General features: G+C 53.0%; 14 protein-coding genes. 1 reads left to right on the top strand and 13 read right to left on the bottom strand.

The window, feature by feature from the left end; genetic code table 11:
* Position 1: 1 nt before the first annotated feature.
* From DCCM_RS04435 to DCCM_RS04375, 12 genes are all read right to left on the bottom strand, one after another.
* Positions 2–394 (bottom strand): type IV pilus modification PilV family protein, encoded by a 393-nt coding sequence (locus DCCM_RS04435; RefSeq protein WP_104371239.1) that lies wholly within the window; start codon positions 392–394, stop codon positions 2–4.
* 157 nt (positions 395–551) lie between these two features.
* On the bottom strand, positions 552–2,333 hold the full coding sequence (locus tag DCCM_RS04430) for a DUF7305 domain-containing protein (protein ID WP_104371238.1): 1,782 nt from the start codon (positions 2,331–2,333) through the stop codon (positions 552–554).
* A 595-nt stretch (positions 2,334–2,928) separates the two neighbouring features.
* Positions 2,929–3,330, bottom strand: a complete 402-nt coding sequence (locus tag DCCM_RS04420) for a competence type IV pilus major pilin ComGC (protein WP_231702650.1) — start codon at positions 3,328–3,330, stop codon at positions 2,929–2,931.
* Between the two features lie 196 nt (positions 3,331–3,526).
* Complete coding sequence (locus DCCM_RS04415; protein WP_104371236.1) at positions 3,527–4,834, bottom strand: energy transducer TonB; 1,308 nt, start codon at positions 4,832–4,834, stop codon at positions 3,527–3,529.
* A complete protein-coding gene (locus DCCM_RS04410) occupies positions 4,831–5,433 on the bottom strand; it encodes a hypothetical protein (RefSeq protein WP_104371235.1) in 603 nt (200 codons plus the stop codon). Before DCCM_RS04410 ends, DCCM_RS04415 begins: the two co-directional genes overlap by 4 nt.
* A gap of 60 nt (positions 5,434–5,493) precedes the next feature.
* A complete protein-coding gene (locus tag DCCM_RS04405; protein ID WP_104371234.1) occupies positions 5,494–6,027 on the bottom strand; it encodes a type IV pilus inner membrane component PilO in 534 nt (177 codons plus the stop codon).
* A gap of 3 nt (positions 6,028–6,030) precedes the next feature.
* On the bottom strand, positions 6,031–6,771 hold the full coding sequence (locus DCCM_RS04400) for a PilN domain-containing protein (protein ID WP_104371233.1): 741 nt from the start codon (positions 6,769–6,771) through the stop codon (positions 6,031–6,033).
* 3 nt (positions 6,772–6,774) lie between these two features.
* Positions 6,775–7,824, bottom strand: a complete 1,050-nt coding sequence (gene pilM / locus DCCM_RS04395) for a type IV pilus assembly protein PilM (protein ID WP_104371232.1) — start codon at positions 7,822–7,824, stop codon at positions 6,775–6,777.
* Positions 7,825–7,965: 141 nt separating this feature from the next.
* Complete coding sequence (locus DCCM_RS04390; protein WP_231702649.1) at positions 7,966–8,685, bottom strand: sigma-70 family RNA polymerase sigma factor; 720 nt, start codon at positions 8,683–8,685, stop codon at positions 7,966–7,968.
* A gap of 4 nt (positions 8,686–8,689) precedes the next feature.
* Positions 8,690–9,898 (bottom strand): type II secretion system F family protein, encoded by a 1,209-nt coding sequence (locus DCCM_RS04385; RefSeq protein ID WP_104371231.1) that lies wholly within the window; start codon positions 9,896–9,898, stop codon positions 8,690–8,692.
* 32 nt (positions 9,899–9,930) lie between these two features.
* The gene (locus DCCM_RS04380) at positions 9,931–11,013 is read right to left on the bottom strand and encodes a type IV pilus twitching motility protein PilT (protein WP_104371230.1); all 1,083 of its coding nucleotides are present in this window, start codon (positions 11,011–11,013) and stop codon (positions 9,931–9,933) included.
* Positions 11,010–12,686 carry a GspE/PulE family protein gene (locus tag DCCM_RS04375; protein ID WP_104371229.1) on the bottom strand — a complete coding sequence of 559 codons (1,677 nt, stop codon included), beginning with the start codon at positions 12,684–12,686 and terminating at the stop codon, positions 11,010–11,012. The genes DCCM_RS04380 and DCCM_RS04375 overlap by 4 nt, the downstream gene beginning before the upstream one ends.
* 385 nt (positions 12,687–13,071) lie before the next feature.
* Between DCCM_RS04375 and DCCM_RS04370 the strand changes: the two genes are divergently transcribed.
* Positions 13,072–13,860, top strand: coding sequence for a prepilin peptidase (locus DCCM_RS04370; RefSeq protein WP_104371228.1), 789 nt, complete (start codon positions 13,072–13,074; stop codon positions 13,858–13,860).
* Between the two features lie 47 nt (positions 13,861–13,907).
* Here DCCM_RS04370 and DCCM_RS04365 read toward each other — a convergent pair whose 3' ends face one another.
* The gene (locus DCCM_RS04365) at positions 13,908–16,046 is read right to left on the bottom strand and encodes a PASTA domain-containing penicillin-binding protein (protein ID WP_104371227.1); all 2,139 of its coding nucleotides are present in this window, start codon (positions 16,044–16,046) and stop codon (positions 13,908–13,910) included.
* Positions 16,047–16,055 lie beyond the last annotated feature (9 nt).

The raw sequence follows: 16,055 nt of genomic DNA, 5'->3' as shown, positions 1-16,055 counted from the left end.
TTTATGTCCCCCCTTCGATAAAAGAAGTCATGGTCACATGACGCTCTCCATTTTTATAAAAGACCACCACCGTTACTTTGTATCCCTGTATTTCACCGTCTACATAGGTCACTTGGTCAACAGAAAAATTTCTGTCCCGGTTTGGGTTTTTTGTAAGTACATTCTCACTGCTCACATACTCCGGGTCGCTGTCATAATCATCCATGGAATGGTGCAGTCTTTCCAGTTTTTTCTCCGCCTCGGCAGTAGCTTTGCTTTTCTGTCCGCTTTCAGAGATACTTGTAATGTTCTGCCCGAAGAATGCCGTAAAAGCAATAGTAAGTATAACAAGCACCGACATGGCCACCAATAATTCCACCAGTGTAAGGCCCTTGTTATTATGAAGCCATTTCATATCCTAAAATCACTTCGCTTTTGTCATAGTGTTTGATTTTTCCGCTTCAAACCGCCTGCCTGGCACAATGACACTTAAACTTTTGTTACTTTGCATAAAGCACAAAAATCAAAATGGACCCGCCTTTTTCCTATCTTGGCGCACCATCCCTGATACGCTATATTTTTATCCACTTGCCTCTGTCCCGCCAGGTTGTATCTGACGGCTCCCGGGGCGGTTCCGGTTCATTTAAGAATAATGAGGGAGGGCCATCCGGACCCCAGAGCAGCGAATTTAAAAAAGCCGTATCGGCGGAAGTACCGGCTGTTATCCGGGAAGCGCCATCCATAGTGCATTTTTTAACCACAGCAGTACCCTTAATCTTTCCACTTCCTGAAACCGTCAGGCTGGCATTTGGCGAATATAACAGCATGGGATTGGCATCCGCCGCTCCGGTCACTGATACAGCGGAACCGCCTGTTACAATACTGCCGTCTATATTATTGCTCCCGGCAATAGAAACACTGGCGTTTTTCGCATAGATTGAGCCTACAAACCGTGTGGCTCCCGCAAAATTTAAAGTGCCGCCGCCATTGAAAAACATGATTAAAGAATTATGATCGCCATCGAGGTTTAATTTACTACTCCCATTTAAGTTGAAGGTTTCTTCAACGTACAATATAAGCTTTCCATCTCCGACCAATACAATTTTCCCCTGTTGAATATCCAGTTTTTTCACCCGGAGTATCCGTGTCCCGCCTTGCAAATTAATACTCAGCATTCTATCACCAGTAACCGCAATGGTGTCGTAATAACCGTCTTCATCTATTTCCCAGCTCCAGGGCAGCCCGGTGTCCATCTGGACCTGGGAAGAAGAACCGCCGGGATTTTCAGTTGCTTCAAAATTCACATCGCTTGCCGGCCCGGTCACCTTTCGGAACGGCGGATTAAAAGTATAGCCCTCCTTGGCGGGGGTGACAATCACCGTTCCCTGCTGGTCTCCTGTATACACAGCCCACGTCCCGTGACCGGCCGTCCACGAGGGATTATTAACTGTCTCAACGCTGGTTTTCGCCTTATCGCCGGGAATGCTGGGGCTCAAGTAAATGGTTACCTCACCCACTCCTTTGCCGGTACTGTCCTGAACCCGGCCTGAAATACTTCCCGGTTCTGTTCTCAGGGTGCCTTTGGAGGTCAAATTGTCCGGATAGCCAGGAAAAGCAGGAAGAGGATAATTACGGTATGACGGAAGGTTAATAATCTCGCCATCCGGTATGTTTGTATCCGGTCCCCGCTCCCACCCGTCAAATTTTACAACCTGATGCCAATCGGCTCCGGGTCCAATATATAGATTACCGTTATTGATATAACAGCTATATGCGAAATTCACACTATTGGACGCTGTGGCGTTTGTCGCCACATTTCCAATTATACCGGCACTTCCATTTAAGGTTATCAATTCATTGGAAAACAGCGCCCATAATTTATCACCTTCACCGCCCCCGGCATCACCGCCGCCTCCATCGGAATCATCGATTTCATTCCTGGGAATGGCATATTTTAATTCGTTCTGTGCTTCTGCGGCCCCGGCTACTCCATTTCTTACAATGCCGATGGAGTCAATAATAAATCTGTCAGCATCATCCAGTTCGATTCCAAATTTAATGTTATAATCATCCGTTAATTCCTCGCTAAAGGAACCGTCAAGCTGCCCATAAAATTCCACCTTGTCTTCCGGCTCCATATCATTACAATGACCGCTTTTAATAAGGCTTATGGCCATTTCAACACCTGAGCGCGCGAAGAAATAGGCCTGCGTGTTATTTTCATCACTTTTAGCGTGCGAAGTATCCCTGGTGCTGGCGTACCATACGGTAGTACCCAGCAGGGACGCCACAGTGATAAAAATTAAAACTGAAACCAGGGCTATTCCTCTTTGATTATTAATATTAAAATTCAATTTATACACCTCCATTACCGAAGGTTAAAAATTAACATTAAAGGCATTTTCCCAATTGCGCCGGCAGACCCGGGCGGAACTTCCACGTTTGCTGAATAATGGCCCTGAATTATTTTCAATGGTTTCCAAAGTCCGAAAACTATTTTCTTCTGTCCTGTTTTTTGCGCTATCAAAGCGGAATGAATTCCCGCTCTCCAGTGTGTGATTCCGGCAGAACCCTTTGGCGCGTAGATTCCCGTAAGAATTATCGGTACCGTCAAATCACGTCCCAGCCTTACGGCCCCGACTATTTTGGAGCTTTTGGCGTACAAGTAAGTGGTTTTAAAAGGGCCTCTTTCTAAAAACGCCCCCTGCCGTCTTTTTCGGTAGGAGGCGCTCTTTTGACACTTATTTCATTTTAAACATTCCGTCAAGTAGGCTGAGTAAGTTAAAGGATATGATTTCCAGTCAATTTTCCAACCGGAATTTTAGACGGCAGCAGGGGAAGCCGGCTCCATTCGGCATAAGGTGGTCGGCACCATCCCTTCCACCGTCTTGGCCAGACAGGAGAACCGTCCCCTTGTCTTTCCCTTGTCTTTTTCCCGTCTCTTCAAAATTAGTGACCGTCAGCCGTGATCGATGCAAATGTATCACCAGTTGCAAGATCCGTGGGTGCTCCGGTACCAATTGCTGTAATCTCTGCTACACCGGAATCATTAACACCATACGTATAATCGGCAGCAGGCGAGCCATCGGGCCATTGTGTTAATATTTCCTTCGCATCATCTGTTTCAACATCAGCTATTGCTACATTATGCAATGCTGCATACTGAGCCACTGCGCTGTCAATATTCTTTAGATTTGCTTTTACAGCGGCATATGTGGCAGCATCCTTAGCCCCCGTAAACTGCGGAATTGCAATCGCCGCCAAGATACCAATAACGACTACAACCACCATCAGTTCCACCAAAGTGAAGCCTTTACGGTTTTTCAGTTTATTGCTCATGTTTTTGAACATTAAATTCACCCCCTCGCTAAAATTTTCTAAAAGCGAATATTCTTTGCCATAACTTACTATAATTGTTATACCGTCGATAAATTATTTTAGACGGCTATAAAAAATTTTTTCATAAAACAATAATTAAGTCATATTTATGGTAATTATCAGGGATATTTCTTTATACCAAAGCAGCATATTGTTTTTTATCACAATTTTATTCCCCTTCCCCGCCCCCTTCCTCCAACTTCATTTGCTCAAACATATCCTTGAGCATCTGCACCTTGTCCGGGGTTTCCTCCGCCCACAATATGTAAATTGGGTTGTTTTTATCCCCCGACAAATTGCTAGAAATGCCCATGTTGCCCACCGACACTCCGCTTAACTGGCTTAGCAGGCTGCGCAGGGAGCTGGCGGCCTGGTTGGCCCGGTCGCCCTTGATGATTGCAATGGGCGCCTTTATCTTCAGCCGGGTCTGGTCTATGGCGGCCAGGGCGGAGCGCACTTCCTTTTCCACGGCGGGAGGGCAGATAATCATAATCTCCCGGCTTAGTTCCGGGTTTTGGTAGGGGATTGTTTTTATTTCCTTGCCGAAATCAAATTTTTTCAGTCTCTCCTCGGCATCCCTGGCCGCCACGTTCTTTAACTGGTAGACAAAGGTTTTTTCCCTGGCCGCCTGGGGTAAATCCACCTGTTTCAGAAACCCCTCCACCTGGTCCCAGTGGCTGAATAATTCCCGGTCAAACACCAGCAGCCTGTTATCCAGCTCTATGTAACGGTTCAGTTTAAAGCCGGCTTTTTCCAGCAGTTCCGCCGCCCTGACCGGCGATATCCAGCTTAAGGTGGCGGACCTGTAATCCAGGGAGGGAACATTATCCTCGGTGTCCACGGTGTAAATCAGCTCACTCACTTTTTTAAGGGTCTGGGCCGTGCCCTCCACCAGTATAAAGTTGGGGTTGGCCTTGCTGATGATGCTTTTATGCGGATAGCCAAGCTCTTCCAGGGCTTTCTGAATTTCCTCCCCGGGCATGTACAGGGTATCATAACGGGTGTAGATCATCTGGCTGAAGAAATTTTTCTGAAGGCTGCCGATATCTCCAACCACGATAATACCGCCTTCCTCCAGATAATCCATACCCTTGCTGTTAATGATGATTTCCATGGCCTGCCTGGGGGTGACGTCTTTTAGCTGAATGGTCACCTGCTGGTTCTCATCCCCGGCGATTATTATATTCACACCCATTTGAATGGCCAGGGCGGAAAGGGCGTCCTTCAAATCCACCCCGCGCAGATCAACGGAAACGGGATTTCCATCGTAGGCGGCCAGGGTTGCCGGGTCCTCACCGGAATACTGGGAAAAATCAGCATCAGGGTAGGCCGCGGCACCGGCAATATCGGCAAAAGCACCGCCGGCCTCCTCCGGAATATAACTGGCATCCGCGCCGGCGGGGGTGGCGCAAAAACCAAAGGCCGAGGATAGAAGCAGGCTGATGGCCAGTGTAATCCTTAAGGCTGTGAGCATCATTCAACACCTCCGCCTTCCCCGGTGGCGGACTGGCTTTTATCCTCCTCCGCCGCCTGTCCGGAGGCGGAGCCTGCTGTTTCTTTTGGCCCGGACTGGTTATCCCCGGTATTGGCCGCTGGTTTGACATCGATATTTTTCACCCTGCCGTTGAAATCCAGGCGGATTTTCCTGTCCCCGGCCTTTAAATACACAGCGTCGCTTTTAATGCTGTCCACCGTCCAGCCGCCTGCCACCACGGCGCCTTTCCGGGCAACATAGGATATATTCCCAGCCTCGATAATGGCCACGTTATCTTCCCCTTCGCCCGTTATCACTCCCTTTAGCGCCAGGGCGCCGGTAAAAGGGTCCCGCACCCCGGCCCGCTCCCCGGTAACCCTGGTGTTTTCCGGCAGATACGAGTAGACGGGCTGCTGGGAGGCCGCCGGATCATTATTCGCCGGGGTATCTTTTCCGGGATTCATTGTCAAAAAAATTATTAGGGCAATGATGACCACAGCCAATCCGGCCCCGGAGACAGCCACAATTCTTTTATTTTTAACAATAAAATCTTTTATTTGTTTGGTGTCGAGCTTTATTTCCTTCTGCAGCAATCCGCGCACCTTGTTTCTCTCCCCCTGCGGGTGACACTCCGGGTAACGCCGCCTGCCCGCTTCTTGATGTTATTTATTTCTGTAATAGGTTTTGCAGGTTATATCCGCCCTGAGATTGGGCAATTCATCCTGGCCCTTGCCGATCTTCAATTGGTCTATGGTGATGATCCTTCCCCCGTACTGCAATTCTCCCAGAAGATCCACCAGCCCCTGGTATCGTCCCTGAAAGGATACCGTGAAGGGCATCTCCGTATAGCCCTCTTTGGAAGACCGTTCTCCAAAGGTTAACTGTATGAACCCGGAACCGGTGTTATCGGCGATCCTCTGCATATATTCAATCAGTTCATCCTCGCCGGCCCCGGTGGGTATTGCCTGCTCCAGGGCCTGCAGTTGCAGTTGCAACAGGGCGGCGTGGTCCCTGGTGTTTTCCAGCTGCCGCAGGTGCTGCCTGGTCCGCTCCAGGGTCTGCCCTTCGGCGGCCCTTTCCTGCCGGGCGGCCTGCAGCAATCCCAACTGGTGATAAAGCAGAAATAACATCGCCGCCGCCCCTATGATCCCCAGCACGGCCCAGGGAAAACTCACAGCACTTTTTTTAACCGCCACCGGTCAGTCACCCGCCTTTCCGGAGGCCGTGGAACCCTGCCCTTCAGGCCGCAGCCCGGCCTTAATTTCAAAATCAATAAAGGTTTGCTCACCTTCAGCCTTCTCGGTGCTGGACTTGCAATAAACCTCCCCAAAAGCCTTAATATTCTTCATTGCGTCTATGAACAAAGACACCGAGGGCTGATCGTAGGCTTGTCCCTTAATGGTAACTTCACCTGCGACGGCACCTTTGGCACTGGTTTTAGACTGACTTGAGGACGGGGCTTTAGCCCCTGTCTGACTGGAGCCGGCAGCCTGGGAAATCCCGCCCACGGCTTTGTCCGCGGCCTGGGCCGCTGCTTCAAAGGGGGTGGGCTGCTTCTGGTTTTTCCCCGGCTCCTCGCTGTAAAAAAAATCAATAATCCAAACATCCGCCGGGAGATAAGCCCCCATTTCCCACAGCACCCCCGACCAGTCCACTGGATTGCCCCGCACTTTTTGCGCCAGTTTCCCCGCTTCGGCGGCGCCGGCCTGCAGGTCCGCAAAATATTTCAAATTTGTTATACCCGCCTCCAGGGTTCCGCGCTCCTCCCGCAGCTTTTCGGCCCCGGCCCTGGCGTACAGGGTGAACGCAAACAGCGTGCCGTAAACAAAAATAAACAGACCAATAACCGCCAGACTGATCAGCATCAATCGCTGCTTATGGCGTTTTTGTTCCTGGGCGGCCTTAAGTTCCGGAAGCAGCAGGTTGATTCTAATGTCCACGAATTATGCCTCCAATCCCCGCAGGGCCAGGCCCGTGCAAAGGGTAAAGTGCCGTATATCCGGCTCCGGGGCTATACCCCGCAGCCGCTCCAGGCCATCGCTCCTGTCCCCGGGTGAAAGCGGCTCCACCGGAAGCTCCAGCATTTCTTGCAACATGGCGGCCAGCCCGGGTACCCGGGAACCCCTGCCGCTTAAAAATACCGACTCCACGGCCTCCGCTCCGGGTTGGATCTGATAGTAACCGATGGAGGAACGCAGCTCGTTGGCCAGCACGATTCCCCACTGCCCGGGTAATACCCCTCCCTCAGGCCCGTCCCGGCGGTCATCATCCCCCGAGGTGGCGGCCACCAGTTCACTGGTCTCCGGCAGTCCCGCCAGGGTCAAGTCCATTTCCCTGGCCAGGGTTTGCAGGGAGTGGGACAGCACCCGGGAAAAACGGGGCACCCCTCCGGAGGACAGCACCAGGGTGGTAAGACCGTTGGAAATATCGGCCAGCAGCACCGTGCGGGATAAATATTCCCCCGGCAGCATGCGCACCAGGGCTAGGGCGGAGGCATCCACCACCCTGGGCTCCAGCCCGGCCTGCACCACCGCCCCTATATTCCTTTCCAGCATATCCCGCCGGGCGGCTATCAGCAGCACCTCCAACTCCGGGCCGCTCTGCCCGGCAGTTTCGCCTATTATAGAAAAATCCAGCACCATCTGCTCCATGGGCAGGGGGAAATAATCCCCCGCCTGGTAATGCAGGGTCTGGGAAAGTTTTTTCTCCAGTATTTTGGGAAAGGTGGCCAGGCGCATGAGCACGCCCTGGTTGGAAACTCCCAGCACCACCTCCCTGGTGCTAATGCCGGCCTTTGCCCACAGCCGGGACAGAGCCCCGGCCACAGCCCCACCGTCAGCCACAACCCCTTCCGCCACGGCTTCCGCAGGTATTTCCAACTGGGCGGCGGCCACTGGAGAAGCGTTGCGGGCCGTACCCTTTAGCTCCACCACCCGGATAACACCGGTATCCAGCTCCAGACCCACTCCTCCGGCAGATTTGAGCAATGTCATTTATGTACACCATCTCCTTACTAGATAAGGGGACACGCTTTCCGGTTACCTTAATTTCCTGCTTTATTAATACAATTGGCCCGGGAATGTGCCCGGCCCGTGCCGCAACACGGACAGCCGGATATAATCCCCGCGGTCCTGTCAGGATAGAATTTGCTTTAACTTTTTCAGCGCCCCGGCCAGTACCCTGGATACCCTGCGCTGGCTTAAGCCCAGCTCGTCGGCTGCCTGGGACTGGGTCATATCCCGGTAATACAGTAACGTCACCACCCTGCGCTGCAATTCCGAGAGCTTATCCAGGGCCATGGCCAGGGCAATACGGTCCTCAACGGGCAGTTTAAAGGTTTCATACCTGAGGCTGTGCACCTTGGATATATCAATTTCGTCCAGGGAAACCAGTCCGCAGCGCATTATTTCAAGCACGCCCTGCTCCCGGATGTTCATGGCGCCGGCAATCTGGCCGATGGTGGGGACATCGCCGCTCTCCCGGAAGTATTCCTCCATTACCAGGCTCACCCGCTTCTGCAAAGCCGCCGCCCAGACGGGCCGCCAATAAGACGCCTCCTTGCGGAGATAATGGCGTATTTCACCCATTATGCAGTGGCCGGCATAGGTTGCAAAGGACACCCCCCGGGCCGGATCGTAGCGGCCGGCAGCCTTCAGCAGCCCCTCAAACCCGGCCTGCACCGCGTCCTCCCGGGGGCCGCAGGGGATATAAAAAGAAGCGAAATGCTGAACAAGCCCGGCGCCGGACCGCACCACCTCCAGCAGGCGCTCCTGATCCCTGCAGGACAGGTAAGAGGCCATGGCCGTCTCCAGAGGAATTCCGCCGGATATTTTTAATTTTGCCACTTCCTGCACGGCATCACTTCCCCATCGATGTAACCGTGGTGAAAATAGGCAGATATATAGCTATAACGATAAGGCCTATCACCAATCCGACACCTATAATCATCAGCGGCTCCAGCAGGGAGGCAAGGGCTTTGCTCATGGTGGACACTTCCTCCTCGAAAAAATCCGCCACCCTGCCCAGCAGGTAAGCCAGTTGGCCGGTTTCCTCCCCCACGGCCACCATGCTGGTCAATATGGGAGGGAAAAATCCGCTTTTTTCCAGGGGCACAAAAATATTCTTTCCTTCCTGTATGCCTTCCCCGGTCTCCTTGATGATATCCGCCATCAGCTTGCTGCCCGAGGCCGGTCCCGCCGCCTCCAGGGCCTGGATGACCGGTATGCCGCCGGCCAGCAGGGTGGCAAAGGTCCGGGCAAAACGGGCCACGGCCACTTTTTTTAAAAGGACGCCGAATACCGGCAGGCGAAATTTATAAAAATCCCATATTGAGCGGCCCCTCCGGCTGCGGGTAAAGGAATAAACGCCCAGCCAGGCCAGCACCAGCCCCAGCATGTATAGATATGAGTAGCCCCGGACAGTGTCGCTTAAAAACATAACCATCTTTGTGGGCAGTGGAATAGGCGTGCCCTCCGGTATAAAACCTTTAAATATGGGCACTACCACCACCAGCAGGGCTGTCACAATAATTACCGCAAAAATTAGTATCACCGACGGGTAAATGGTGGCGGACCGGACGCTGTCCTGTAAATTTTTATCCCGCTCCAGCTGGGTGGACAGGCGTTCCAGCATTTCTTCCATGGCCCCGCCCACCTCGCCGGCCCTGATCATATCCACAAACATATCGGAAAAAACATCGGGGTAAGCCCGCAGGGATTCCGAAAAACTTACGCCCCCCTCGATACTGCGGGCCACCTCCCCGGCAATCATGCCCAGCAGGGGATTTTCCTGCTCCCTGCTTAAGGTGTACAAACTGCGGGTAAGGGGTATTCCGGAGGACAGCATGGCCGCCAGCTGCCTGGTAAAAAAACTCAAATGGCTCAGCTTTACCTTGCGGCGGCCCCCGAAAAGGCTGTTTAAGGCCGACTCCCTAACCTCGGAGACCTCCAGCACCAGGTAGCCCATGCTGCGCAGCTTGCTGACCGCCGTCCACTCCTGGTCCGCGGTTATTTTGCCTGTAAGGGTGGTCTGGGTCTTGTCCATAACCTGGTATGAATATAAAGGCATGGAATACTCCTTTCAACGGGAATAATCCGGCTTTAGAAAAAACCCCTTTTCATGTAACGATCCATTTCAATCCTGTCCACGCAGCGCTCCACAGCCACATCCATGGAGATTCTGCCCCTCATGACCAGTTCCGCCAGGGCCTGGTCCATGGTCTGCATACCCGCTTCCTTGCCGGTCTGCATCGCCGTATATAGCTGGTGCTCCTTCCCCTCCCGGATCAGATTCCGGACCGCGGGATTTGTAAGCAATATCTCCACGGCGGCCATCCTGCCGCCGCCGTCGGCCCTGGGCAGCAATTGCTGGGCCACCACGGCCTGCAGGGAGTCCGCCAGCTGTTGCCTGATCTGGTTGCGGGACGCGTCCGGAAATACGTCAATGATCCGGTGCAGGGCCAGGGGCGCCGTCTGGGTGTGCAGGGTGGAAAACACCAGGTGACCTGTTTCCGCCGCGGTGAGGGCAATGGATATGGTCTCCATGTCCCTCATTTCACCCACCAGTATCACGTCCGGATCGTGGCGCAGCACATGTTTTAAGGCGTTGGCGAAGGAATGGGTGTCTATGCCCACCTCCCGCTGCTTGATAATGCTCTTCTGGTGACTGTGCAAAAATTCAATGGGATTCTCAATGGTGACTATATTCAGGGCTCTTTGCTCGTTAATCAACCGGATAATGGCCGCCAGGGTGGTGGATTTGCCGCTGCCCGTGGGTCCGGTGACCAGCACCAGCCCCCGGGGCAGATAGGCGAGCTCCCTCACCGCCGGAGGCAGCCCCAGGCTTTCCAGGGTCGGTATATCCATGGTGACCACCCGGAAATTTACCCCCAGGGAGCCCCGCTGCCACATGATGTTGCCCCGGAAACGGCTCAGGCCCGGAACTGACAGGGAAAAATCCAGCTCCAGCTCGCTTTTGAGGCGTTCCACCTGGCTCTGGTCCAGCAGCGGCAAAACCAGTTCCTCTATATCCCGGGGCATCAGTTTTTGCTCGCTCATGGGGGTTAACTGGCCGTAGACCCTGACCACCGGCGGCATGCCCGCCGCCAGGTGCACGTCCGAGCCGTTCATCTGCACCGCATCCGTAAGTATTTCCTTTATTGTTGAATATTTTTTTTCGCTCACAATACCACCCTCAGCATCTCTTCCAGTGAAGTAACGCCCCGCATGACTTTTAGCAGGCCGTTTTTACGCAGTGTGGTCATTCCGCCCTCCACCGCCGCATCTTTTATTTCCTGGGCTGATTTTCTCTCCAGGGTCATGCGGTATATTTTTTCATCCGCAAATAAAAATTCATAAACCCCGAACCGCCCCCGGTAGCCGGTATTGCTGCAGCGAAAGCAGCCTTTGGGACGGTAAAGCAGCGCCTTACCCTCCCCCTGGGGCAGGGGGAAGTCGGGTATCTTTTCCAGTTCACTGCGGGACAATTCGTAAGGTTCCTTGCAATTTGGACAGAGTGTCCTGGCCAGGCGCTGGGCCACCACACAGCTAAGTGAAGAGGCTATTAAAAAGGGCTCCACACCCATTTCCAGCAAACGGCTGATGGCGCCGGGGGCATCATTGGTATGCAAAGTGGAAAAAACCAGGTGGCCGGTCATGGCCGCTTCAATGGCCGTGCGGGCGGTCTCCATGTCCCGGATCTCCCCCACCATGATTATGTCCGGATCATTACGCAATATGGAACGCAGTCCGGAGGCAAAGGTAAGCCCGGCCTTGGGGTTGAGCTGAACCTGGTTCATACCGTCCAGCCGGTATTCCACCGGGTCCTCCACGGTAATGACATTTTTCCCCACCCTGTCCACCTCGTCCAGACTGGCGTAAAGGGTGCTGGTCTTGCCGCTTCCCGTGGGGCCGGTAACCAGCACCAGGCCGTAGGGGCGCCTGATCAGGGACCGGTATTTTTCCAGCATATCCGGCTCCAGTCCCAAATCCACCAGGGAGAGCATTTTACCCGAGCGGTCCAGCAGCCGCATGGTAATCCTCTCACCAAAGGTGGCGGGCAGCGAGGCTACCCGGATATCAATCATCCTGCCCTCTATCTTTAAAGACATCCTGCCGTCCTGGGGTATCCGCCGCTCTGCAATATCCAGGTTGGCCATTACCTTTAACCTTGAAACCAGGGAAGCGTGCATGCGGCGGGGCGGTTCCATGATGTCATGGAGAACGCCGTCTATTCTAAAGCGCACCCGCATGTATTTTTCATAAAGTTCTATATGCACGTCACTGGCCCCGGCGGTTACCGCCTGGGTCATGATCATATTTACCAGCTGTACGGCGGGTCTTTCCGAGGAAGTCACATTATCGGCGTTAAAGTCTTCGGGAAGCTGGCTTTCCTCTTCCCCCGGCTCCACCACCATGCTCTCCCGGCTGTATTTTTCTATGGCCGCCTCCAGTTCCGTATCCGGCACCACCACCGGGGATATATCATAGCCGGTCATGATGCGCAAATCATCCATGACCATGATATCCGAGGGCTTCTGCATGGCCACTATTAATTTATCCCCGTCGAAGGCCACCGGCAGCGCCTTGTAGCGCCTGGTGGCCTCGGCGGAAAGGGTGGCCACCGCGGCAGGGTCTACCTGAAATGATTCCATTGATATAAAGGGTACACCGGCCCGGCTGGCCAGCACCCTGGTAATATCGTCCTCGGAACAGTAGCCCAGCTGCACCAGCGTTTTGCCTATCATTCCGCCCTTGATACTCTGTTGCTGCAGCGCCTTCTCCAACTGCTCCCGGGTTATAACCTTTTCATTCACCAGCATAGAACCGAGAAAGTTCTGTTTATTATTGCATTTCATGTTTTCAAGTCATCCCGCCCCGGTGAAAGTTATGTACATAAGCACTTTATCGAACAACCTGATATGCTTTTTGCTGCTCCCATCCTCATTAACCGGCTGTTTATTGGGTCTTTAGGCCCGTTCCCTGGCAGGTCTGGTACTTTTGTCCTATATTAACTGACTTAATTATAATACCATAAATTTAAATTTCAATGATATATTGACAATCTTAAGGCAAAATTTACACGTATTAAATTATTGTTTAAAAATCATGTCTTTTTATATCGAATTAAGTTAATCCGGCGGTCATATTGAAAAAAGAACTGAATTAAAATATACTGTTTTCAGCACAAATTGAATCAGGCATTACTACTATTTATTACCATGGGGGCAGGTTGATACGATAATGTCGGGTTATGACGGTATCATTTTGTTTTTCACGGGAATGCTCGGCTTAATTGCCGGCAGCTTTATAAATGTGTGCATTTACCGTATTCCCCTGAAGGAATCAATATTGTTTCCCCCTTCCCATTGCCCCAATTGTCAAAAAAAAATAAAAATATACGATCTGCTCCCGGTGATCAGCTATCTGTTATTGAGAGGACGTTGCCGTTTCTGCGGGGAAAGAATTGGCATACGTTACCCGTTGGTGGAAATCATCACCGGAATGCTGTTTATGGCACTGCTGCTAAAATTTGCTCTTACCCCGGTATTACTGAAATATGCGGTATTAACCTGTATATTGGTTATTGTGACCTTTATCGACCTGGAGCATTATATTATTCCCAACGGGGTGGTGCTGGCGGGGCTGGCCGCCGGGATTTTGCTTCATTATCCGGCAGGCGACGTTACGTTAATGTCCTCTCTTTACGGAATACTATCCTCCGCGGGATTTCTACTGTTTGTTTATATACTCAGCCTGCTGATATTTAAACAGGAAGGCATGGGTCTGGGCGACGTGAAGCTTTCGCTGGTAATGGGCCTTTTCCTGGGCTGGCCCCTTTCAATTATGGCGATTTTTTTGGCCTGCTGCTTTGCCGGCGGGCTGGGTATCTTTCTTTTGCTGCTAAAGAAAAAAGCCCGGGGCGACATCATACCCTTCGGACCGTTTCTTGCCATGGGCGCCTTAACGTCCCTGATGTGGGGAAAACAAATAATTGAATGGTACGCAAAAACAATATTGCATATTAGTTAAATAAAAAGGCCGCTGATTGACAAAACTCATCAGCGGCCTTTTAACATCTAACCCCCGGGAGGGGCGAACTCCACAATAACCGTGCTTTTCTTGTTCAATTTAGTGCCGGGAGAAGGGCTCTGTTTCACCGCCAGTCCGCTGCCCTGGGGATTCAGCACCAATCCCACTTCCTCAAGCAACATCCCGGCCTTTTTAACGGACATGCCCTTTAGATCGGGTACCATCACCTGGTCCCGGGAGGCGGTGGGCGCCACGGCCGAAACCTTTATCTGCACCGCGCTGCCCCGCCCCAGCGGGGTTCCGCCTGGCGGCTTCTGTTCAAACACGTAGCCCTGTTTCCCTTCCACCCTGGCGTATAATCCGGCGGCCTTCAGCGCCTGGACCGCGTCATCCAGGGGAAATCCCACAACATTGGGCGCTGATTGTTTGGTTGGGGTTTCCTGCCGGGGAGTCCCGGCTGCTTCACTCTTTTGATAACCCTTGGGCACCGGAAGACTGGGGTCTTCGGGAATACGCAGATAGCGAAGGGTATCCCTGGCCACGGCCTGGAAAACCGGGGCCGCCACTTCACTGCCGTAATACTTGCCTCCCTTGGGCTCAGCCACCATTACCAGCACAGCTATCCGCGGGTCGTCGGCGGGAGCGTAGCCGGCAAAGGAGGATACATATTTGCCCTGGGCGTAACCCCCATGTGCGCCGGGAACCTCGGCGGTGCCGGTTTTTCCCGCCACCCGGTACCCCTCCACGAAAGCAGCCTTGCCCGTGCCTTCCGTAATCACGTTTTGCAGCAATCCGGACAACTGCCCGGCGGTGGCGGCGGATATAACCTGGCGGACCGGCTCGGGCTCAAAGGTCTTTACGGCCTTCCCCTCACCGTTTTCAACCGATTTGATCAGATGCAGCTTCATCAATTGCCCGCCATTGGCCACCGCGCATAAGGCCCTGAGTACCTGAACCGGGGTCACGGCCAGGGACTGGCCGATGGAAATGGTGGCCAGATCCAGCTCGGTGGCCTTCTCCTTGGGTATAATGACCCCTTTTTCCTCCCCCGGCAGTTCTATGCCCGTGGGTTGTCCGAAGCCGAATCCGTTAATATATTTGTAGAGTTTATCTTTTCCGGTTCTGAGGCCCACCTGAATGTACACGGGATTGCAGGAGTTCATCACTCCCTCGGCAAAGGTCTCGTCCTTGTGTCCGGACCTGTCCCAACAGTAAATCCTGATTCCCTTAACCGTTATATACCCGGGGTCGTAAAACCGGTCCCCCGGTCTTACGGTGCCCTCTTCCAGGGCGGCGGCCGCGGTTATAATTTTGAATGTGGAACCGGGCTCGTAGTTATAGAGTGTGGCGGGGTTTTTATCCCATACCGACTGGGGGTATTTGCTCCAGTTTTCCGGGTCGAAGGTAGGCCTGGTGCCCATGGCCAGAATCTCACCGGTTTTGGGGTCCGCAATCAGTATCACCGCCCTGGAGGGCTGGTATTGCTGCACCACCTTGTCCAGTTCCCTCTCCACAAAAAACTGTATGGCCTGGTCCAGGGTAAGCACCAGGTTATCCCCCTGCACCGGCTGAATGCGCCTGTAGGCCGTCTGGGGAAGCTGGCGTCCCGCAGCGTCCGTCTCTATAAGAAGCTTGCCCTGAACCCCCCGAAGATAGCTGTCAAAGCTTTTTTCAATACCGTTCAGCCCCGTATTGTCGTCACCCACAAAACCCAGCAGGTGAGCGGCCATCCCCGGCTGCCGGTATGATCTGCGGCTTTCCGGCTCAAAGCTGATGCCGTTTATTTCAAGCTCTTTTATTTTTTCCGTGGTTTCCGCATCCACGTTTCTCTTCAGCAATACATAATGACCTTCTGTTTTTAGCTTTTTCAGCACCTCTTCCTGGGCCATCCCCAGCAGGGCGGCCAATTTGGGCGCTTCCTCCTCCGGGTGCTCAAGCAAGGTCGGGTCCAGCGCCACGGAATTAACCGGAACACTGGTCACCAGCTCGTTATGATTGCGGTCGTAAATATTTCCCCGGACCGGTTCCAGAATTTCTTCCTTAAGCCTCCTGCTGGACGCCATCTCGCTGAGCTCGTCCCCCCGGACCAGTTGAATCCAGCAAAGGCGCCCCAGGAGAGCGGCGAAACAAAGCACTGCCAGGACCAGAACCACAAAAAGCCTGTATCTTTCTGAATTAGAATTCATTCTGTTATC

Origin of the sequence: Desulfocucumis palustris, from assembly GCF_002933875.1 — a bacterium.
GTDB classification, from domain to species: Bacteria; Bacillota; Desulfotomaculia; order Desulfotomaculales; family Desulfocucumaceae; genus Desulfocucumis; species Desulfocucumis palustris.
The sequence above is the reverse complement of the archived record's forward strand: the minus strand, read 5'-3'. Positions and strand labels throughout refer to the sequence as shown.

Bases quoted from the DNA above. Each gene is read 5' to 3' on its own strand.
- DCCM_RS04365 (WP_104371227.1), bottom strand. From the start codon at position 16,046: ATGAATTCTAATTCAGAAAGATACAGGCTTTTTGTGGTTCTGGTCCTG.
- DCCM_RS04420 (WP_231702650.1), bottom strand. From the start codon at position 3,330: ATGTTCAAAAACATGAGCAATAAACTGAAAAACCGTAAAGGCTTCACT.
- DCCM_RS04435 (WP_104371239.1), bottom strand. From the start codon at position 394: ATGAAATGGCTTCATAATAACAAGGGCCTTACACTGGTGGAATTATTG.
- DCCM_RS04375 (WP_104371229.1), bottom strand. From the start codon at position 12,686: ATGAAATGCAATAATAAACAGAACTTTCTCGGTTCTATGCTGGTGAAT.
- pilM (WP_104371232.1), bottom strand. From the start codon at position 7,824: ATGACATTGCTCAAATCTGCCGGAGGAGTGGGTCTGGAGCTGGATACC.
- DCCM_RS04385 (WP_104371231.1), bottom strand. From the start codon at position 9,898: ATGCCTTTATATTCATACCAGGTTATGGACAAGACCCAGACCACCCTT.
- DCCM_RS04415 (WP_104371236.1), bottom strand. From the start codon at position 4,834: ATGATGCTCACAGCCTTAAGGATTACACTGGCCATCAGCCTGCTTCTA.
- DCCM_RS04370 (WP_104371228.1), top strand. From the start codon at position 13,072: ATGTCGGGTTATGACGGTATCATTTTGTTTTTCACGGGAATGCTCGGC.